At 69.0% G+C, this 21144-nt stretch carries 17 protein-coding genes; 5 read left to right on the top strand and 12 right to left on the bottom strand.

Annotated features, from left to right (window positions below):
- Positions 1-191: 191 nt before the first annotated feature.
- Positions 192-569 carry a hypothetical protein gene (locus tag QFZ53_RS18465; protein WP_307298837.1) on the top strand — a complete coding sequence of 126 codons (378 nt, stop codon included), beginning with the start codon at positions 192-194 and terminating at the stop codon, positions 567-569.
- A 7-nt stretch (positions 570-576) separates the two neighbouring features.
- Here QFZ53_RS18465 and QFZ53_RS18460 read toward each other — a convergent pair whose 3' ends face one another.
- Positions 577-924 (bottom strand): hypothetical protein, encoded by a 348-nt coding sequence (locus QFZ53_RS18460; protein ID WP_307298834.1) that lies wholly within the window; start codon positions 922-924, stop codon positions 577-579.
- A gap of 261 nt (positions 925-1185) precedes the next feature.
- On the opposite strand from QFZ53_RS18460, the gene QFZ53_RS18455 reads away from it, so the two are divergent.
- Positions 1186-1671: an FBP domain-containing protein gene (locus QFZ53_RS18455; protein ID WP_292909582.1), complete on the top strand. Its 486-nt coding sequence runs from the start codon at positions 1186-1188 to the stop codon at positions 1669-1671.
- Here the strand turns inward: QFZ53_RS18455 and QFZ53_RS18450 are convergent.
- The 7 genes from QFZ53_RS18450 to QFZ53_RS18420 form a co-directional block, all read right to left on the bottom strand.
- Positions 1661-2464, bottom strand: coding sequence for a PaaX family transcriptional regulator (locus QFZ53_RS18450; RefSeq protein WP_307298831.1), 804 nt, complete (start codon positions 2462-2464; stop codon positions 1661-1663). The two genes, QFZ53_RS18455 and QFZ53_RS18450, sit on opposite strands and share 11 nt — an antisense overlap.
- Entirely contained in the window at positions 2461-3699 is a 1239-nt protein-coding gene (locus QFZ53_RS18445; protein ID WP_307298828.1) for a kynureninase, read from the bottom strand. The genes QFZ53_RS18450 and QFZ53_RS18445 overlap by 4 nt, the downstream gene beginning before the upstream one ends.
- A 1-nt stretch (position 3700) precedes the next feature.
- A complete protein-coding gene (locus tag QFZ53_RS18440) occupies positions 3701-4561 on the bottom strand; it encodes a hydrolase (protein WP_307298825.1) in 861 nt (286 codons plus the stop codon).
- Complete coding sequence (locus tag QFZ53_RS18435) at positions 4561-5412, bottom strand: tryptophan 2,3-dioxygenase (RefSeq protein ID WP_307298822.1); 852 nt, start codon at positions 5410-5412, stop codon at positions 4561-4563. The genes QFZ53_RS18440 and QFZ53_RS18435 overlap by 1 nt, the downstream gene beginning before the upstream one ends.
- A gap of 30 nt (positions 5413-5442) precedes the next feature.
- Positions 5443-5652: a hypothetical protein gene (locus tag QFZ53_RS18430; RefSeq protein WP_307298821.1), complete on the bottom strand. Its 210-nt coding sequence runs from the start codon at positions 5650-5652 to the stop codon at positions 5443-5445.
- Between the two features lie 50 nt (positions 5653-5702).
- The gene (locus QFZ53_RS18425) at positions 5703-7412 is read right to left on the bottom strand and encodes an amidase (RefSeq protein WP_307298819.1); all 1710 of its coding nucleotides are present in this window, start codon (positions 7410-7412) and stop codon (positions 5703-5705) included.
- 121 nt (positions 7413-7533) lie between these two features.
- Entirely contained in the window at positions 7534-8556 is a 1023-nt protein-coding gene (locus QFZ53_RS18420) for an agmatine deiminase family protein (RefSeq protein ID WP_307298817.1), read from the bottom strand.
- 92 nt (positions 8557-8648) lie between these two features.
- On the opposite strand from QFZ53_RS18420, the gene QFZ53_RS18415 reads away from it, so the two are divergent.
- Together QFZ53_RS18415 and QFZ53_RS18410 are read left to right on the top strand one after the other, a co-directional pair.
- Positions 8649-9233 (top strand): TetR/AcrR family transcriptional regulator, encoded by a 585-nt coding sequence (locus QFZ53_RS18415; protein WP_307298815.1) that lies wholly within the window; start codon positions 8649-8651, stop codon positions 9231-9233.
- A 23-nt stretch (positions 9234-9256) separates the two neighbouring features.
- Positions 9257-10633, top strand: coding sequence for a pyridoxal phosphate-dependent decarboxylase family protein (locus QFZ53_RS18410; protein ID WP_307298812.1), 1377 nt, complete (start codon positions 9257-9259; stop codon positions 10631-10633).
- A 152-nt stretch (positions 10634-10785) separates the two neighbouring features.
- Here QFZ53_RS18410 and QFZ53_RS18405 read toward each other — a convergent pair whose 3' ends face one another.
- The 4 genes from QFZ53_RS18405 to QFZ53_RS18390 form a co-directional block, all read right to left on the bottom strand.
- Complete coding sequence (locus QFZ53_RS18405) at positions 10786-11847, bottom strand: alpha/beta hydrolase (RefSeq protein WP_307298810.1); 1062 nt, start codon at positions 11845-11847, stop codon at positions 10786-10788.
- Between the two features lie 57 nt (positions 11848-11904).
- On the bottom strand, positions 11905-12450 hold the full coding sequence (locus tag QFZ53_RS18400) for a cysteine hydrolase family protein (protein WP_307298808.1): 546 nt from the start codon (positions 12448-12450) through the stop codon (positions 11905-11907).
- Positions 12447-13889 (bottom strand): purine-cytosine permease family protein, encoded by a 1443-nt coding sequence (locus QFZ53_RS18395; RefSeq protein WP_307298803.1) that lies wholly within the window; start codon positions 13887-13889, stop codon positions 12447-12449. Before QFZ53_RS18395 ends, QFZ53_RS18400 begins: the two co-directional genes overlap by 4 nt.
- 150 nt (positions 13890-14039) lie before the next feature.
- Positions 14040-15320, bottom strand: a complete 1281-nt coding sequence (locus tag QFZ53_RS18390) for a M18 family aminopeptidase (RefSeq protein WP_307298802.1) — start codon at positions 15318-15320, stop codon at positions 14040-14042.
- Positions 15321-15488: 168 nt separating this feature from the next.
- Between QFZ53_RS18390 and QFZ53_RS18385 the strand changes: the two genes are divergently transcribed.
- Positions 15489-21020, top strand: coding sequence for a DUF7507 domain-containing protein (locus QFZ53_RS18385; protein ID WP_307298800.1), 5532 nt, complete (start codon positions 15489-15491; stop codon positions 21018-21020).
- The last annotated feature ends 124 nt before the right edge of the window (positions 21021-21144 follow it).

The raw sequence follows: 21144 nt of genomic DNA, 5'->3' as shown, positions 1-21144 counted from the left end.
GATCAGTGGAACGGCCACTGTCGCACGAGACTCGCGTGATCACGACGGGATTGACATCCGGCTTCGCGTCCGTCTAGGGATCACCCATCGACGCGGCGAGCGGCGAGGACTACTCTGGCGGCAAGCGGACGATTCCGCCCGCTGACCCGAGACGAGAGCGGTGTGCGATGGACTCGATGATGATGGGCGCCATGTCCAAGAACATGATGTCGATGCCTGACATGGCGATGATGGACATGTCTGTCATGCAGGCGTGCATGGACGCGTGTTCGGCGTGTGAACAGGCGTGCACCGTCTGCTCGACGCAGATGATGGACTGCGCCCCCGCATGCATGAACTGTGCAGACATGTGCAACACGATGATGCGCTCCATGATGCGGATGCAGGGCATGACGCCGGCCTCGATGATGTCGATGCTCGACGCCTGCATCGCGATGTGCCAGACCTGCATGGACATGTGCATGATGCATGCCGATGACAGCGACGTCTGCCGGATGTGCGCTCAGTCGTGCAAGGCCTGCATGGACGCCTGCATGGCCATGAAGGACATGATGATGGCGTCCGCCTGACGAGCCCTCAGACGGAGGCGACGTTGAACTGCGTGCGGCCGACCGCCAGCACGCCGTAGCGCACGTGCAGAGCGACCGGGCTGCCCGGCGCTGCTTCGAGCGCAGCGCCGGTGGCGTTCCACAGCGCGTGCGCGTCGCCCTCGAGCGTGCGTACGACGAGTTCGCCGGTCGCGGCATCCGCTCGCTCGACGATCGCGTCGACCCACTCCGATGGCGTCGCCGAGGCGAGCCGCGCCTGGATCAGGTGCAGGCCGTGACCGGAGGCGAACGAGGAGCAGATCTCACCGCGCGAGCACATGCACGCCGAACGCTCACGCACCTGAAGGGGCGGAAGGAAGTTCTGCGGCGTGGACACGGGTTTCTCCTGTCGGTCGAGGCGTTCCCGCAAGAGTAGGTCGGGCGTGTCGGATCGGGAAGCGCATCCGACACGCAGTGAAACAAAGAGGCGTAGGATCGACGCGTGTTGTTCTCGATGAGCGCCCTCCCGGCGCGGAACGGAGCCGCAGGCGCGTTCAGCGCCGCGGGCAGAGGCTGAGGATCAGCCGGAGGCGGAACCCCCGTCGCCGGCGCTGAGACGTACCCACCTCCATCCTTCTCACGAAAGCACTCATCACTCATGCGTCCCCTCGACGAGCGCGCCATCCGCGCGTCCTTCATCAACGCCTCCCGCAAAGAGGTCGCAGACCTCAACCTTCCCGTCGGCTTCGCCGACATCGACTTCGACAAGCTCGACTATCTCGGCTGGGTCGATCCCAAGCTGCCCCGCCGCGCCTATGTCGTCGCCCGGCTCGAAGACGACCCCGTCGGCATCTTCCTGCAGCGAGCCGAGCAGCGGCTCGCTGCGCGCGGCCAGTGCTCCTGGTGCGAAGACGTGACGCTCCGCAATGACGTGCAGCTGTTCGTCGCCCGCAAGGCAGGCGCCGCCGGACGCAAGGGCGATGCGGTCGGCACTCTGGTCTGCGCCGAGTTCGGCTGCTCGCGGAACGTCCGGATGCTGCCGCCGCTGGCGTATCAGGGCTACGACCGCGAGCTGGCCAGGGACCTGCGGATCCTGCGCCTGCAGGAGCACGTCTCGGGATTCCTCACGGAGGTCAGCGGGTAGCCGCCTCAACCCGTTCCCACGCGGGGCCCGCGTTCTCTGTCGCAAGCCGCGCGAACGCGCGGAAGCTCGATGCTCCCGGCCAATCGGCCGGGAGCATCGCCGGCGGCAGTCCAGGGTCGGTGTAGGGCAGCACGCGCCAGCGGTCGATCAGATGGACGTACGCGGCGAACGGCTCCTCCGGCAGAGTCGAGAGGGACGTCTGGAAGCTCTCGTGCGCGGCGCGGAGCGCGGTCAGATCCCACCAGTCGGCCGCGGCCTCGACGAGCGAGCCGGACGGCACCGGGGCAGCCGCGGAGAACAGGGTCGCCCAGGGTCGCGCATCGAGGTCGTCGAGGATCTGCTCCACCTCGCCCTGCAGATGACCGGGGCAGATCCACAGAGCGGATGACACGACTCCCGCCCCGATGAACTGCAGCCGCTTGCGCAGCTGATGGCGCACGTTCCTGGCGCTCTCCGGAATCGAGAACGACACGAGGCACCACGTGTCGGCATCCGTCATCTCGCGCATCTCGAAGATGCGTCGATCGCCGCGCTCCAGCATGGGCACGGCCTCGGGGTTCAGCAGGTACCCGGGAACGCCGTCGCGCTCGGCGAGCAGCAGGCCCTTCTGCTTGAGTCTGGTGACGCCGGTGCGTGCCTGCGACTCGGGGATTCCGAGCGAACCCGCCAGGGAGACCAGCGCGGACGCTGAGATCCACCCGCCGAGCCGGCGCAGATACAGGCCGACGAAAGTCCGCAGAAGCGAGGCGGTGCTGCCAGGGCGCGCGTCGATGTCATCGAAGACGGGGGTCATCCCGTGGGTTCCTGGATGGGTCCCTGGAGCAGCGCATCGCGCACGGCCAGAACGCCGGTCACGGTCTCGACGTGAGAGGTGCTCAGAGGCGAGAGACCCAGACGGATGCCGTCGGGGAAGCGGAAGTCGGGGATCACGCCGTCGGCCCACAGCCGCTGGGTCACGGCGCGGAAGTCGGGATGGCCGATCGTGATGTGGCCGCCGCGGAGTTCTGCATCTCGTGGGCTCAGCAGGCGCACACCGAGCGGGGCGAGCACCTCGTCGAAGGCCTGCACTGCGAGATCGGTGAGCGTCTTCGACTTGGCACGGACGCCCTCGATCGTCGCCTGCTCGATGCGGTCGAGCATCCCCTGCATGGGCAGCATCCCGAGCACCGGAGGGGTTCCGCTGATGAACTGGCGGATCGTGGCGTCGGGGACGTAGGCGGGTCCCATCGCGAACACGTCGGCGGCGCCCATCCACCCCTGGATCGGCTGACGAAGCACGCCGTGATGCGCCGCGCGCACGTAGGCGAAGGCCGGGGCGCCCGGTCCGCCGTTCAGGTACTTGTACGTGCAGCCCACGGCGAGGTCGACGCCCCATTCATCGAGCCGCATCGGAATCACGCCGACCGAATGGCACAGGTCCCACAGCATCAGCGCACCGGCTTCGTGGACCTTCGCCGTGATGCCCTCCATGTCGGCGAGGGCACCCGAACGATAGTCGACGTGGCTGAGCACCACGAGAGCCGTGCGCGCGGTGACGGCATCGGCGATGTCGGAGATCTGCACGCCCTGCACCGGATCGGCGCTGATCCATCGCACGGTCATGCCGGACTCGGCCGCGACGCCCTCGGCGACGAAGCGATCGGTGGGGAAGTTGCCCCGCTCGATCACGATCTCGGACCGGTCCTTGCGCTCCGCGGTGGCCGAGCGCAAGAGCTTGTACAGCAGCACGGTGGTCGAGTCGGCGACGACAGTCTGCCCTGCGGCGGCACCCAGGCAGGCCGCGCCGATGCGGTCGCCGAGAGCGACGGGCAGATCCATCCACTGCTCGTCCCACGAGCGGATCAGGCGGGTGCCCCAATCGCCGCGCACGAAGTCGGAGATCTTCTCGCCGATGTCGCGCAGCGGGCGGCCGAGCGAGTTGCCGTCGAGGTAGGCCGTGACACCGGGCATCTCGGCGAAGGCGTCGAGGTGCGAGCCCAGCGGGTCGGCGGCGTCGAGGGCGCGGGCGGTCGTGAGCAGGTCGGTCATGTCACACCTTCAGGATCTGTGCGTGGAACGGGTCGGCATCGCCGGCGGGGAGGAGCAGGCGGACGGATGCCGGATGGGAGGGATCGACGGGATCGAGGGTCCGCAGCAGGTCGGCGCCGTCGATGCCGGCCTCGCGCAGCGCGTCGATCTCGTAGCGATTCAGATCGACCGGAGTCGGACCGTTGCCCATGTCGGTGCCGTACAGCACGGCGCCGCCCGCCGCGTGGAAGCGGCGGACGTTGTCGATCGCGGTCGCCAGGGCGGCTTCGTCGTGGATCGAGAGGGTCGAGATCCAGGAGACGGATGCCGCCTGCTCTCCGATCTCGTGGTCCGAGAGCCGCTCGGTGAAGGGAGCGTGCGCGAGGATCGCGGCCCCCAGGCGGACGGTGCGCTGTGCCTCGCCGACGCCCTCCGCGTGGGCGACGACCGGCAGGCCGCGTGCCGCGGAGAGTCCGACGATGGCGCGGAACATGTCGTCGTCGAAGACGGGCCCGGCGGTGCTGTTGCTCGCGACCTTGATGCGGGAGGCGCCGGCATCCGCCATCTCGGCGACGGCGGATGCGGCATCCGCTCTGTCCGCGATCTCGCGGAACGAGCCTGCGGGTGCCCAGGAGCGGTCGGAGGGATAGCCGCCGACCGCAGTGAGGAACGCGCCGGCGAACTCGATCGACGTTCTGCGGACGTGTGACTGGTCGTTGAGCGAGGAGCGCAGCGACGAGACGAAACGCGGATTCCCGCCCAGATCGACGACCCTCCCGAGCCGCGATCCGGCCAGCAGGGTGTGGTCGACGAGCTGCAGATGCACGTGGTGATCGGTGAAGCCGCCGATCACCGTGCCATCCTCGTGCGGGAGGGTCTGCATCAGCCGCCGATCTCGGTGCGCACGGTGTACAGCTCGGGGAAGAATGTCAGCTCGAGCGCGCGCTGCAGGAAACCGACGCCGCTCGACCCGCCGGTGCCGATCTTCATGCCGATCGTGCGCGAGACCGTCTTGAGATGACGGAAGCGCCAGAACTGGAAGTTGTCCTCGAGGTCGACGAGGTCCTCGCAGGCTTCGTACAGGTCCCAGTGCTGCTGCGGATTCACGTAGATCTCGCGGATCGCGGGCACGAGCTCGGGGGTCTCGCGGTAGGGCTCGTGCACGTCGCGGTCGAGGATCTCGGCGGGCACCGGCAGGCCGCGGCGCGATGCGTACCGCAGGAACTCGTCGTACAGCGTCGGCTTCTCCCACTCGGCCGTCAGCAGCGCGAGGTTCGCCGGGTGATCGCGGAAGACGCTGAGCATCTTCTCGTTCTTGTTGCCGAGGGCGAACTCGACCGCGCGGTACTGCACGGACTGGAAGCCGGAGGAGCTGCCGAGCGAGCCGCGGAACTGTGCGTACTCGGTGGGGGTGAGGGTCGCCAGGATCGACCACTGCTGGGTCATCACGTCTTGAATCTTCTTGATGCGGGCGACCCGCTTGAGCGCTTCTCGCAGATCGTCGCTCGCGAGCAGCCGGCGGGCGGAGGACAGCTCGTGCAGCAGCTGCTTGAGCCAGAGCTCGGTTGTCTGGTGCTGGATGATGAACAGCATCTCGTCGTGATGCTCGGGGGTGCTGACCGGGTGCTGCGCGGTGAGCAGCTGATCGAGAGCCAGATACGACCCGTAGGTCATCCGGCCCGTCAGGTCGGTGACGATGCCGTCTTCGAGCGCGCGCTCGTTCTCAGTGCTCATGCCCCGAACATATCACTTTCGTGGCGAGCGTCACAGAGGTGAAATGTTAAACAGATCCTCCACGTCGACGTCGTGCTCCGTTTCGGGTTCGAGGCGCATCCGACGGGTCTCGAGGACGCCGAGGATCACCGCCGTGATCAGCCAGACGACGGCGAAGGCGGCGCTGAGGAGCAGAACGGCGACAACGCTCCAGAACACGACGTTCAGGAAGAGCGTGAAGAAGAACGCGCTGAGGGCCATGCGCTCAGCGTAGACGCCGGGGCTCGAGACGCGCAGTGCCCGCCAGCGGACTACAGCGCCGGCGTGCGGGGCGGGGGAGTGCGGCGGGAACCCGGAGCGCCTGCCGCCTCGAACGCCGCGGCCAGAGCCAGCAGCTTCACGTCGTCGTAGGCGCGGCCGGCGAAGGTGAGGCCGATCGGCATCCCGATGTCGGCCATCAGTCCCATCGGCACCGTGACCGTCGGGATGCCGAGATGGCGCACGGCGAGGTTGCCGTTCGCGATCCAGGTGCCGTTGCGCCAGCCGAGATCGGCCGACGCCTCGTTCACGTCCATGTCTGCGGGGCCGACGTCGGCGACGGCGGGGAAGACGACGGTATCCAGGCCGAGAGAATCCATCCACTCCTCGAGATCGACGCGACGGGTCTCCTCCAGACCGCGCAGCCCGCCCTCGAGCTCCGGCATGTCGAGGAATCCGATGCCCGGGTGCTCGCGCACCCAGCCCGGGTACTCGGCGATGTCGTCGTCGAAGCCGGTGTAGCGGTCGGGCAGCGCGCCCGCCGGGTGCGGGAAGATCGCGGCGCCGTCGACGTCGGCGAGCGTCGAGAGGTCAAGGTCGCCGTTGGCCTGCAGGAAGTCCTCCCAGCCCCATGCCGACAGGTCGACGATCTCGCGCCTCAGATACTCGGGAGACACCAGACCGCGGGTCGCGATCGTCGGAGCCCCCGGGCGGTCGCCCTCGTAGTTCGAGACGACGGGGAAATCGACCTCGACGACCGTTGCGCCGGCCGCTTCGAGGTCGCGGCGCGCAGCTTCCCAGCGCTCGATCACCGACGCCCGCGTCTCGATGCGCTGCCCGGTCGGCCCGCCGATGCCGGGATTCTCGGCGTTGCCGGCATCCGGATCCGCGTTGATGTACATGCGCGGGATGCCGATGCGGGCGCCGCTCAGCGACGCAGATGCCGCGAGGGCCGGGTAGGAGCCAGGGCGGATGTCGGATGCCGACGGCAGCGGAACCCACGGCTGCGAGCGCCAGAAGTCGCCTCGGGTCTCGGCGTCGTCGGCGACGATCACGTCGAGGATCTCGAGCAGATCGGCCATGGTGCGCGCGTGCGGCACCACGACGTCCATCGTGGGCACGAGCGGCCAGTTGCCGCGCGTCGAGATGACGCCGCGCGAGGGCGTGTAGGCGCACAGCGCGTTGTTCGTCGCAGGTCCCCGGCCGCTCGACCACGTCTCCTCGCCGAGGCCGAAGGCCGCGAAGCTGGCCGCCGTCGCGGTGCCGGACCCGTTCGACGAGCCCGATGCGAAGGGGGCGGTGAGGAAGCCGGCGTTGTACGGGCTCTCCGCGCGACCGTAGACGCCGCGCTGCATGCCGCCGTTGGCCATGGGCGGCATGTTCGTCAGACCCAGGCAGATCGCTCCTCCGGCGCGGAGGCGCTCGATCGTGAAGGCGTCGCGCTGCGCCACGAGGTCCCGGAAAGCGGGGCTGCCGGATGCGGCCGTGAGCCCCGTGACCAGGTAGCTGTCCTTGGCGGTGTAAGGGATGCCGTCGAGCGGGCCGCGCGTCTGGCCGGCCGCACGGCGGGCATCGGACGCTTCGGCTTCGGCGCGTGCGTCGGGGTTGTGCACCACGACGGCGTTCAGCGCGGTCACGGTGCCGGGTGCGTCGTAGGCGGCGATGCGGGCCCGGTACGCCTCGACGAGTTCGACCGCCGTGGTCCGACCCGATTCGAGCGCGCGCCGCAGATCGGCGATGGAGGCTTCATGCACGTTGAACATCGTGAGTCCTTGTCGGTTGATGCGTTTCGTTTCGTCTCGTCGCTTCGCTCCTCGCTCAACGACCCGCGAAAGTTGGTCGTTGAGCGAGCGAAGCGAGACGAAACGCAGACGGGCGGTCGGGTCAGAGCGACGGCTGCTGCTGGGTGATGCAGTGGATGCCGCCCCCGCGGTCGAACAGCGGGCGCGCGTCGACTGTGACGACGGTGCGCCCTGGATAGGCGTCGGCGAGGATGGCGCGGGCCGCGGCATCCGCCTGCTCGTCGCCGAATCCGCAGGCGACGACACCGTCGTTCGTGACGAGGTGGTTGACATAGCTCCAGTCGACGAAGCCCTCGTCGTCGCGCAGCGTGGCGGGTGCGGGGAGCCCGATGATCTCGAAGCTGCGGCCGGCGGCATCCGTCTGCTGCTCGAGGTGCGCGCGCAGCTGCCGGCTGACCTCGAAGTCGGGATGCTCGGGGTTCTGCTGCTCGTGCAGCAGCAGGCGGCCGGGGGAGGCGAGGGTCGCGACGATGTCGACGTGGCCGTTCGTGCCGAAGTCGTCGTAGTCGCGGGTGAGGCCTCTGGGCAGCCAGACGGCTGCGGTCGCGCCGATCGTGCGCAGCATCTCGGCCTCAACCCGCTGCCGGTCGGCGAACGGGTTGCGGCGCTTGTCGAGCTGCACGGTCTCGGTGAGAAGAACGGTGCCCTCCCCGTCGACGTGGATGCCGCCGCCCTCGTTCACCAGCACGGAGCTGACGAGCTCGGCCCCGACGGCGCCCGCGATGATGCGGGCGTGCTGAGCGGCCTTGCTCCACTGCGCCCATTCCGGAGCGCCCCAGCCGTTGAAGATCCAGTCGACCGCGCCCAGGCGGCCGTCGTCGGAGACGACGAAGCTCGGCCCCGAGTCGCGCATCCAGAACTCGTCGACAGGCGCCTCGACGATCTCGATCGTCTTGCTGAGCATGCGGCGCGCCCTGTCGAGCTCGCTCGGGTCGACGAGCATCGAGACCGGGGTGAACTCGGCGGCGGCGTGCGCGACGGCGGTCCAGGTGGCGTAGCCCTCTTCGCGTTCGGTTGCGTTCTCGCCCAGGGTCTGCCCCTCGGCCGGGAACGCCATCCAGATGCGATCGTGGCGGGCGGTCTCTGCCGGCATTCGCCAGGTCATGGGGTCTCCTCGGGGTGCCGTGCTTCGCCGAGATCGGAACCGCGGCGGATGCCTATTGAACGGGTGGCCAACAGGTGCTACGGTATCCCGTGATGAACAACACGTCAAGAGCCGCGGCGAAGCGGCTGCCGCCCGCCGAGCGCGAGCGTTCGATCGTCGACGGCGCCAAGGCGCTGGCGTGCGAGAGCGGCATCGACGCGCTCACCGTGCGCGCCGTAGCGAGCCGCGTGGGAGTGACGCCCGCGCTCATCGCGCACTACCGGCCGGTGATGGACGATTTCGTCGCCGAGGTGTTCGGAGAGATCGTCGCCGCCGAACGCGAAGAGGTTCTGGGCGGCTTCGTCTTCTCGGGGGACCTCCGCGAGAACCTGCAGCGCCTGATCGAGACGCTGCTCGACGACACCCGCGAAGACGTCGCGCTGGTCTGGGTGCAGTCCTGGTCGCTCGGCGCTCGCAACGAGGCGCTCGGGCAGCGGGTCCGTCATGAGATGGATCTCTGGCAGTCCGGACTCGAAGACGTCATCCGCCGCGCATCCGCAGGAGCCGTCGATCCAGAGCCCGCCGCGTGGCTGCTGCTCGCGATGGTCGACGGCATGAGCGCCCACTCGCTGGTCAAGTGGACTCCGCACGACCGGGCCGACCTCGCCCGCCGCACACTCGCAGCCGTCCTCGGCTGACCCCACACAGAACAGGAAAGCGCATGGCAGCTGAACGCATGCACGCGGCTTCGGCCGAATCCACGGCGATCGTCGACGCCGTCCTCGACTATTCGAGGCGACGGATGCTGTCGGACTTCGTGCCGCTCGACAAGCCGCAGACACCGGGTGAGCTCACCCGGCTGACGGGCGGACGCACGATCACCGACGAGGGGCTCGGCGCCACCAGGGCGCTTGCGACCTTCGAGCACGTGCTCGCCCCCGCGTGCCTCAGTACGAGTCATCCGCTCTACCTGTCGTTCATCCCGACCGCGCCCACCATGGCCGCGATCGCGTTCGATCTCGTCGTCTCGGCCTCCGGGCTCTATGGCGGCAGCTGGCTCGAGGGCGCGGGCGCCGTGCACGCCGAGAACGAGGTGCTCGCCTTCCTCGCCCGCGAGTTCGGTCTGCCCGACACCGCCGGCGGCGTCTTCGTGCAGGGCGGCACGATCGGCAACCTGTCGGCTCTCGTGGCCGCACGAGAGGCCACCAAGGCTCGACTGATCGCTGCGGGCAAGGAGCTCCCGACGCGCTGGAAGATCGTGTGCAGCACTGAGGCGCATTCTTCGAACAAGTCGGCCGCCAAGGTGATGGATGCCGACGTGCTGCTGGTCCCGGCCGGCGCCGACGGCAGGCTGCACCCCGAGGGGGTGCGTGCGGCCCTCGCCGAGCACGGTGACGAGGTGTGCGCCGTCGTCGCGACCGGGGGATCCACGAACTTCGGGATCGTCGACGATATCGCCGGCATCGCCGCCCTGAAAGACGAGTTCGACTTCTGGCTGCACATCGACGGCGCCTACGGGCTCACCGCGATGCTCGCGCCCGAAGCCCGGCACATCTTCGCGGGCGTCGAACGCGCCGACTCGATGATCGTCGACCCGCACAAGTGGCTGTTCGCTCCCTTCGACTGCTGCGCACTGCTGTACCGCGATCCCGAGAGCGGTCGCCGCGCCCACACGCAGCACGCCGAGTACCTCGACACGCTGACGGATGCCGACGACTTCAACCCCTCGGACTACTCGATCCAGCTCACCCGGCGTCCCCGCGGCCTGCCGTTGTGGTTCTCGCTCGCGACCTATGGCGTCACGGCCTACCGCGAGGCGGTGAGCGCGACGCTCGCGCTCACGCAGCGCATCGCCGAGGAGATCGCCCGACGCCCCGAGCTGACGCTGGTGCGCGACCCGCAGCTGTCGGTCGTGGTGTTCGAGCGCAACGGTTGGGACCGCGCCGACTACGATCGCTGGTCGGATCAACTGCTCGACACGCAGCACGCCTTCGTGGTGCCGAGTTCGCACGCGGGCCGCCCCAACACCCGATTCGCGATCCTCAACCCGCTCACGACGTTCGACGATCTGGTGGGCATCCTCGACACCATGAAGTGACGCGCGCGGCATCCGTCCGCCTGCACCCGTGCCGCACCGTTCCGATCCGGGGGACGACACGCCACATCGGGGGACGAAACACGACTTTCGTCCCCCGATCTGGCGTGTCGTCCCCCGAACTGCAAGGGCCGGAAGCCGGAAGACGGATGTCGTCAGTGCGTGGTGTGCGCGTTCAGGAAGTCGATCGTCTTCTGCAGCGCGGTCCGTGCGTCGGGAGTGTCGAGGTGGAACTGATACTCGTGCGGGAGCGACGGCTCGTGGGGAGCGGGCCAGAAGAGCGTCGTGACCTCGACGCCGAGCTCGTCGAGGCGCTTCGCCATCGGGATGGACTGCAGCCAGGTCAGCCCGTCGCCGTTGCCGCCGGAGATGTAGGTGGTCGGGAAGTCGGCGGTGACCCAGTCGATCGTCGACATCGTGGCTCCGGTCGAGCCTTCGGCCCAGTCCTTCGTGCCGGCGTACGCCCACATCGATGACTTGAAGCCCCAGCCGACGAGGCCTGTGAGCTCGGCGAGCGCCGAGAGGTCGTAGACGCCGCAGTTGAGCACCGTCGCGACGACCTGATCCGCCGTGAGCGCGGGGGTCATGTCCATGATCTCGGCATACTCGGGGTTCGTGATCAGCGTCGCCATCTGGCTGGCCAGCTGCCCGCCTGCGGAGTCCCCGGCGAGCACGATCTGCGTCGGGTCGACTCCGAGCTCGTCCGCGTGCTCGTCGATGTAGGCGAGGGCGTCGTTGAGCTGGTGCACTGCGAGGGGATAGACGCCCTCGGGGCCGATCGTGTAGTTCACCGCGATCGCCGTGTACCCCTCGGCGGCGAGGATGCGCATGTACGGGTCGACGTTCTCCTTGGAGCCTGAGATCCAGGCGCCGCCGTGGATCCACACGATCGTCGGCAGCGGGCCCGTGGCGGATGCCGGGGAGAAGACGTCCATCGTGGTGTCGACGCCGTCGTCCGAGTAGGCGACGTCGAGCGTCTCGGTGAGCTTCGTGTCGGGGACGTGCTTGTCCATCTCGGCGGCGGTGTCGTCCCCGCCCTTCGAGAACACCGAGCGGATCACCATGGCCGAGGGCCACGGTGTGATCGATCCGATGATCGCGACGACGGCGACGACCGCGACGATGATGCCGAGCGCGATCCTCGTGCGCCGCCATCGGCGTCGCTTCTTCGGGTGGACGACGTCGTCGGTGCGCTCTTCTGCGGCGTGCGTGCTCATGGAACCCCTCCCACCGACAGTGTGGCAGTATTCCGGTTCGTGTGGCGAGGGGCGGATCTAGAGTGTGGCGAGGACGCTCGCGGTGTCGGCGATCGTGATCTGCGGCGGGTACAGGCCCATGACGTGGAGCGCGGCCGCATGGTTCTCCGCCGTCGACCCCGCACAGGCGTCGGCCGCGATCGTGACGTGCGCACCGGCATCCGCCGCCGCCAGCGCGGTCGACAGCACGCAGCAGTCGGTCGACACTCCGGCAAGCACGACGTGCGCCCCGTGCCCCACGATCGCCTCGATCTCGGCACCCCACTTGCCGAAGGTCGGAAGATCGAGCGTCGGATGCGGAGTCAGGTGAGCGGCCTCGGGGACGAGGTCGTACAGCGGATCCGTCGCCGGTCGATCAGCGAACGGCCATGCCGCGAAGTAGTCGCCCCACGAGGTCGATCGATCGGCTGTCGGCATCCATCTCGTCACGATCACGCGCTCGCCGAAGGCGTCGGCCAGCTCGCTGATGCGCGGCATCGCCGCCGCGAAGAACGGCGATCCCCAGGCCGATTCGGGGGAGGCGAAGATGTTCTGCGGGTCGATGACGACCAGCCACTGTGTCACGCCTGCTCCTGCCGCCGGATCGTTCCCGCCCGTCCGAACCACGTCACGAGGAACGACAGCACGAGGGCGAACAGCACGCCGAGGTTCGCGTAGCCCCAGTCGTCGCGCCAGCCGAACAGATCGAGGAAGTAGCCCTGCCAGTCATTCCAGGGGGTGCCGGGGATCTGATTCATCACGAAGCCCCAGCCGATCGCCGTCGCGACGAGCATGGTGCCGATCGACAGCCCGTCGACCGCGCCGTAACGTCCGCGCGAGTCGAACAGGGCCGCCTCGTCGTAGTCGGCGCGGCGGCGGAGGATGTCGGCGATCAGGATGCCCGCCCACGACGCCATCGGCACGCCCAGCGTGATGAGGAACGACTGGAACGGCCCGATGAAGCTCGTCGCGAAGAACACCACGAAGATCGTTCCGGTCGTGAGGATGACACCGTCGACGGCGGCCGCGGCAGGGCGGGGGATGCGGATGCCGAGGCTCAGCAGCGTGAGGCCGGAGGAGTAGATGCCGAGCACCGCGCCGGACACGAGCGTGAGGATCGCGACGATCAGGAACGGGAACAGCAGCCACGGCGGCAGCAGGGTCGCGAGGGCGCCGATCGGGTCGCCGCCGACGGCTGCCGACAGCTCGTCGTCGGAACCCGCGAGCAGGAGGCCGAAGAAGACGAGGATGACGGGAGCGACCGAGCCGCCGATCGTGTTCCAGGCGATGATCTGCCCGTCGGATGCCGTGCGCTTCTGATACCGCGACCAGTCGGCGGCGATGTTGATCCAGCCCAGCCCGAAGCCGGTCATCACCATGACCAGCGCTCCCACGGTCTGCGCGAAGGTGCCGTCGGGGCGGGAGAACGCGACGTCCCACTGGATGTGACGGAAGGTGAAGATCAGGAACAGCACCGTCATCGCACCGGTGAGCCAGGTAAGCACCGACTGCAGCTTCATGATCGTGTGGTATCCGAGCACCGAGGCGCCCACGATCAGTGCGGCGACCGCGATCGTCGCGATGATCTTCACGGCGGTGTCGTCGTTCCCACTCACCCATCCGAGCCTGCGCAGGATCGTTCCCGTGGCGAGCACGGCCGTGATCGCCAGCGACGTCTCCCAGCCGATCGAGGTCAGCCACGACACGATGCCCGGAAGCTTCTGCCCCTGCACCCCGAAAGCCGCGCGCGACAGCACCATGGTGGGGGCGGATCCGCGCTTGCCGGCGATCGCGATCAACCCGCACAGGAAGAACGACACGACGATGCCGATCACCGAGACGAGGGTCGCCTGCCACAGGGAGACGCCGAAACCGAGGATGAACGAGCCGTACGACATGCCGAACACCGACACGTTCGCGGCGAACCACGGCCAGAACAGATCGCGGGGCTTCGCGCCCCGGTCGGACTCGGGGATGATCTCGATGCCGGCGCGCTCGATCAGCGCACTCCTGTTGTCGCTCATGTGCACATCCTGGCACCGCGAGCGCCGGTGGGGAATCGGTCGGCATCGCGTCGCCCGCTCTGCCACCACTTTCGCGACGCGCCACCATGTTCTTCACGCCGATTCGGCGGTGGCGCGTCGACGATGTGGTGGCGGGCGGTCCTCGGAGGCTCAGCCGGCGAAGAACGCTCCGGCGACGCGCGTCAGATCGTGCAGGTCGGAGACACCGGCCAGTTCGCGGGCGGAGTGCATCGAGAGGATCGGGATGCCGACATCGACGGTGCGGATGCCGAGACGCGTCGCGGTGATCGGACCGATCGTCGACCCGCACGGCACGTTGTTGTTCGACACGAATTCCTGGGGGCGCACACCCGCACTCTCGCACCAGGCCCGCCAGGCGGCGGAGCCGACGGCATCCGTCGCGTAGCGCTGATTCGCGTTGAGCTTGAGGATGGGCCCCGAGCCGAGCACCGGGTGCACGACGGGGTCGTGCTTGCCGACGTAGTTCGGGTGCACGGAGTGACCCACGTCGCTCGACAGGCACCACGACGACGAGTAGGCGCGCCGGCGCGCCGAGGAGTCCGCGCCGAGCCCGGCGTACACGCGCTCGAGCACATCTTCGAGGAAGGGGCCGCCGGCTCCCGAGCGGGAACCGGAGCCGAGCTCCTCGTGATCGAAGACCGCGAGCACGGCGATCGGGCCCGCGTCCGTGGAGTGCGAAGAGAGGGCGACCACGCCCGCGTGCACGGAGGCGAGGTCGTCGAGGCGGCCCGATGCGAAGAAGGCGCTGTCCTTGCCGAACACCGCGCCCCGTGCGGAGTCGGCGATGACGACGTCGTACCCGCGGATGTCGGATGCCGAGACCCCGGCGGACGCGGCGAGCTCCGCGAGGATGTCGTTCTGCGTCGGATCTCCCAGGCCCCACACGGGCTGGGTCTGGAACTGCTTGTCGAGTGCGAGACCGGTGTTCGCCTCGCGATCGAGGTGCACGGCCAGCTGCGGCAGACGCAGCAGAGCGCCCGTGTCGGCCAGCACCACCCGGCCGTCGGCGAGGGCGAGGCGCCCGGCCAGGCGAAGCTCCCGATCGAGCCAGGAGTTCAGCAGCGGGCCGCCGTAGACCTCGACGGCCGCCTGCAGCCAGCCGGCCGACCCGGTCGTCGGCTGGGGCTTGAGCTTGAAGCCGGGGGAGTCGGTGTGCGCGCCGAGGATGTGAACGGGCGTCGTGGCGACGGCATCCGAAGGAACCGTCCAGGCGATGGCGGCACCGTCGCGCACCACGACGTAGCGGCCTCCCGGCTGCACCGACCAGGCGTCCTCTTCGCGAAGCCGGGCGAAACCCGCCGACTCGAGCCGGCGGGCCACCTCCTCGGCTGCGTGGTAGCTGGACGGAGATGCGGCGACGAAGTCGGCGAGATCCTCGGCGTGGGCGAGGGCGTGCGTGGAGACGGGCATGGCGACCTTCCTGCGGGCGGGCACCTTCGATCGTAATCGGGTCTCGATCCCGCATCGGAGCACGGGATGAGTATGGCTCTGCGCTGACGACTCCGTTAGTGTCGGATGCGGAGAGGTGCATCGCCCGAGCGATGCGGGGAGCCTCTGGGGAGAAATTAGGGGACGGCTGTGTTTTCACACGCTCACGCGCGCCTTCGGCGCACCATCGCGGCGGTCACGTCGACTCTGCTGCTCACGGCGGGACTCACGGTCGTGACCGAGGCAATCGCGCCGACGTCGGCGTCGGCGGCGCAGAACCCGACGCAGTGCCAGGGCACGGTCTCGCTGACCAACGGCTCGTTCGAATCGCCGGCGATCGGCAACGCGACCTACCGACTGATACCCGAGGCTCAGGTCCCCGGGTGGCTCACGAACGACAGCGCGAACCAGATCGAGGTCTGGTCGAGCGGATTCCAGGGCGTGTCTGCGGCGCAGGGGCGGCAGTTCGCCGAACTCAACGCGAACAGCGCCAGCATGCTCTACCAGGACGTCGCGACGACACCGGGCCAGACGCTGGCCTGGTCGCTCAAGCACCGCGCGCGCCAGGGCACCGACGTCATGAGGGTCGTGATCGGCGTCCCGGGGGGAACGCTCGTGCAGAGCGGGCCCAATCTCTCCGACACCACGGCCGCGTGGGGAGCGCACTCGGGCACCTACACCGTGCCGGCGGGCCAGACCGTGACGCGCTTCGGGTTCGAGGCGGTCAGCGCGGGTTCGGGCAACGCCTCTGTCGGCAATTTCCTCGACGACATCACCTTCGGCACCGGCCCGTGCCTCGTGACGACCAAGAGCGTGACGAACCTCACGCGGGGCGGGTCCACGGCCGAGGTCGGCGACGTCCTCCGATACACGGTCACCACCGTCAACAACGGCGGAAACCCGGCGACGCAGGCCGTCTCGACCGACCAGCTGGCCGCCGGGATCGACTTCGTCCCCGGATCGGTCAAGATCACCGCCGGCGCCGGTGCCGGGGCCCTGACGGATGCGTCCGGCGACGACCGCGGCGAGTACGCCGCCGGGTCCCGAACGGTGCGAGTGCGCCTCGGCGACAACGGCAGCGCCACCGTCGGCGGATCGATCGGCGTGGGAGCGAGCACGAGCTACACGTTCGACGCGAAGGTCGCGGTGTCTGCTGCGGCCACCACGGTCCTCAACGAGGCGAACGTCGCCTTCCACGACGGAGTGGTGAACCAGAACCGCACCTCGACCAGCAATGAGGTGCAGACGCCCGTCAACGCGGCGGCCGATCTCGCGATCGCCAAGACGCTCGACACCTCGCCGCTCGTGGCCGGCGAGCCGGCGACCTTCACGATCACCGTCACCAACAACGGCCCGCAGACGGCCACCGGCGTGTCGGTGACGGATGCCGTGCCCGCCGGGTTCGCGGTGACCCAGGTCACTCCCGCGCAGGGCACGTGCACGATCGGTGCGAGCATCAGCTGCACGCTCGGGTCCCTCGCGGTCAACGCGAGCAGCACCATCACCGTCACGGGAACCGTCTCGGCGTCGATGAGCCCCGGCGCAGCGCTCACGAACACGGCGTCCGTGTCGGGGACCCTCACCGATCCGAACCTTTCGAACAACACGGCTTCCGCATCCGGAACCCTCACGGCCGAGGCCGACGTCTCGATCATCAAGACCTACGCGCCGGCGGCGCCCGTAGCAGGGCAGAACGTGACCTACACGCTCGCCGTGCACAACGACGGCCCGTCCGAGGCTCGCGACCTGCGCGTGACCGATCCGCTCGACCCCGCGACCACCTTCGTCAGCGTGAGCCCTCAGCAGGGCTCCTGTTCGATGACGGGGCAGACCCTGGGCTGCCTCGTCGGCACTCTCGCCCCCGGCGCGACCACGACGATCACCGTCACCGTGGCGCTCGCCTCCGGAGCGAGCGCCGTCGTGCAGAACTCGGCGAGCGTCACCAGCAGCACGCCCGACCCCGACCCGTCGAACAACGTCGACTCCACCAGCTTCAACCCGACGATCATCGCCGACCTCGCCGTGACCAAGACGGCATCGGCCGCGCAGGTCGCCGCCGGCGGCACCGTCACGTACACCATGGTGGTGACGAACAACGGAAGCTCGGATGCGGTCAACGCCGTTCTCAGCGACACGCTTCCGACGGGACTGACCGTCATCAGCGCGACGGCGACCTCCGGCAGCTGCACGACGACGTCGGGTGGCGTCGAGTGCACATGGCCGACACTCGCCGAAGGTGCGTCGAGCACGGTCACCGTGCAGGCTCTGGTCGCGGCTGACGCCCCGGCCGGCACGCTCACGAACACGGCATCCGTGGCCTCGCCCGCCCAGGACTCGACCCCCGAGAACAACTCCGATTCGGCCGACGTCGAGGTCGTGCAGAGCGCCGACATCAGCGTGGTCAAGACCGCCGACGCCTCGGCCGTGCCCGGTGGCGGATTCGGTTACACCCTGACCGTCTCGAACGGCGGCCCTTCGGTCGCGCGCGGGGTCGTCGCGAGCGACACCCTTCCGGCCGGATTCGTGATCGGCGCGACGCCCGCGGGCTGTGTGCTCTCCGGCAGCACCCTCACGTGCGCGGTCGGAGACCTGACCGTGGGCCAGGTCGTGCAGATCCGCATCGAGGGCGCACTCGCCGAGAGCGCGACCGGGACCCTCAGCAACACGGCGACGGTCACATCGCCGACGCCCGATCCCGACCCCTCTGACAACACGTCGACCGTCGACAAGCCGCTGACCCCGAGCGCCGACGTCGTGGTCACGAAGACCACGAGCACCCCGAGCGTTCCGCTCGAGGGCGAGGCGAGCTTCGTCGTCACCGTGCGCAACGACGGTCCGTCCACGGCAGCCGGTGTCGTCGTCGACGAGGCGGCAGCGCCCGGCCTCATCATCGTGAACGCCACGCCGTCGGTCGGCACCTGGTCGGCCGCCGACGCCCGCTGGACCGTGGGCACGCTGCTCCCCGGAGAGTCGGCGACGCTCACAGTGACAGCGCGCGTGGTGGCGACGGGGGCAGTGACGAACACCGCCACCGGCACGTCGCAGACGCCCGATCCCGATCCCTCGAACAACACGGGTACATCGACGATCGACGGCACGCCCTCTGCCGACCTGTCGATCGTGAAGACGGCATCCGTGAACCCGGCGCAGTTGAACGCGCCGATCACCTACACGATCGTCGTTACGAACAACGGGCCGAGCGCGGCATCCGCCGTCTCGGTCACCGATCCGCTCCCGGCGGCGCTGCTGAATCCGACGACGCCCACCTCCGGGTGCACGATCACCACGGCTCAGCTCGACTGCACGGTCGGAACCCTCGCCGTCGGCGCCACGTTCACGGCGACCGTGACCGGCACCGTCGACCCGGCCACGCCCGACGCACAGCTGTCGAACACCGCGACGGTGACCTCGACGACGCCCGATCCCGATCCGTCCGACAACAGCTCGACCAGCACGGTCCCGGTCGCCGGAACCCCGCGGATCGAGCTCGAGAAGGCGGTGGCCGCTCCGGTCGACGCGAACGGCAACGGCAGGATCGACCAGGGCGACACCGTCGCGTACACGTTCACCGTGCGCAACACGGGAGACGCCACGTTCACGAGCACGCAGATCACCGACTCGAAGCTCGGCGGCGCCGTCACCTGTGCGGCGCTCGGCGCACCGCTCGCGCCCGGAGCCGGGGTCACCTGTGCGCCGGTGACCTACACGCTCACTCAGCAGGACATCGACAACGGCACCGTGCACAACGAGGCGACCGTCACAGGACAGTCCGCTCGAGGCACCGCGACCGACGATGCGGAGGCGAACGTGATCGTCCCGAGCGTGAACAGCGTCAGTCTCACGAAGACCCCGAGCACGGTCGTCGACATCAACAGCGACAACCAGGTGAACGCGGGCGACACGATCCAGTACACCTTCACGCTCACCAACACCGGGACGACGACGTTGCACAACGGACAGATCGACGACCCGATGCTCGGGGGAGCAGTCACCTGCGACGCGCTCGAGGGCGCAGTGCTGGCGCCGGGACAGTCCGTGACATGCGACCCGGTGGCGTACACGCTCACGCAGGACGACATCGACAACGGGGTGGTGCGCAACACGGCCTCGACAATCGCTCAGGGACCCGACAACCGCTTCGTCGAGGACACCGCGTCCGCGTCGGCGGACATCGATCAGACGGCCGGCATCGAGCTGACCAAGAAGGCCGGTCAGGTCACCGATGCGAACGACGACGGCTTCGTCGGCGCCGGCGACACGATCGACTACTCGTTCACGGTGCAGAACTCCGGTAACACGACTCTGACTGATGTCGCCGTGACCGATCCGCTCCTCGGGACCGGTGCCCTGTGCACGATCGCTGAGCTCCTGCCGGGTGCGAGCGCCGATTGCGGCCCCTTCACCTACGCGTTGACTCAGGCGGACATCGAGGCGGAGCGTCGCCCGAACACCGCGACCGCGACCGGCGACAGCCCGATCGGCGAGGTCGGCGACGAGGGTTCGGCCGAGGTGATGTTCGCCGGCACGACGGCGATCGCACTGACCAAGACCCCCGGTTCCATCGACCCGGGTGCCGACGGCATGGTCGGCGCGGGCGACACCGTGCCCTACACGTTCACGGTAAGGAACACCGGAACCACGGCCCTGCGGAACATCGTGCTGACGGACCCGCTGCTGGGCGGAGAGCTCGAGTGCCCCGCTCTGGACGGGCTCGAGCTGATGCCCGGTCGGGACGCCACCTGCGGCCCGATCGACTACACGCTGACGCAGGCGGATGTCGACGCCGGAACCGTGCACAACACGGCGAGCGTCGAGGGCGAGTCGTGGAGAGAGGTCGCCGAGGCCACGGATGAGGCGGACGTCGCGGTGATCGGCACGGACGCGCTCTCCCTGCTGAAGTCGGCGGCGGCCATCGTCGACGCGAACGACACCGGACGCACGGACGCCGGCGACACGATCGCCTACACGTTCACCGTCAGGAACACCGGAACCACGACGCTCACGGGCGTCTCGGTCTCCGATCCTCGGCTGACCGGCGACATCGTGTGCGACACGACCGAGCTCGCGCCCGGCGCCTCCACGGTGTGCGCGGGCGAGCCCGCTGTGCTCACGCAGGCCGAGGTCGACGCCGGCGAGATCATCAACACCGCCACCGCGACGGGCACCGGAACCGGCGAGGAGCCGCCCACGATCGAAGACACCGTGGTGACGCCGATCGAGGCGCAGCCGGCCATCGCGCTCACCAAGACGGGTGGCGACTACGCCGACGCCGACGGCGACGGCAGGATCAACGCGGGCGACACGGTGAAGTTCCGCTTCACGGTGACCAACACGGGCTCCCGTACGCTCACCGGCATCGTGATCACGGACCCCATGCTCGGCGGCGCGATCGACTGCGACATCGCAGACCTCGCTCCTGGCGCGGCGACCGACTGCGGACCCGTGACGTATGCGCTCACCGCGGCGGACGTCGCCGCGGGCAAGGTCGTCAACGTCGCGACCGTGAGCGGCGCCGCAGGCGCGGTCACCGTGACGGCAGCGGCGACGGCATCCGTCGACTTGCAGGTCCTCGCGACCACAGGTGGCGTTGTCACCGGGCTGGGCTGGGCGCTCGCTCTGCTCGCGATCGGCGCGCTGGTGCTGCTCGTCGCGAGGGTCCGCCGCCGGGAAGCCGCGATCTGATCCGCCTCCGGTCGTGAGACCCGCCGTTCGCCGTGAGAGCCACGCGCGGACGGCGGGTCTCGTGGCAGGACCGGAATCCCGCGATGGAAGCAGGGGTCGCGCCCTCGGCCGCTTCCTCGCCGAT

The organism is Microbacterium natoriense (assembly GCF_030816295.1).
Lineage (GTDB): Bacteria > Actinomycetota > Actinomycetes > Actinomycetales > Microbacteriaceae > Microbacterium > Microbacterium natoriense_A.
The sequence above is the reverse complement of the archived record's forward strand: the minus strand, read 5'-3'. Positions and strand labels throughout refer to the sequence as shown.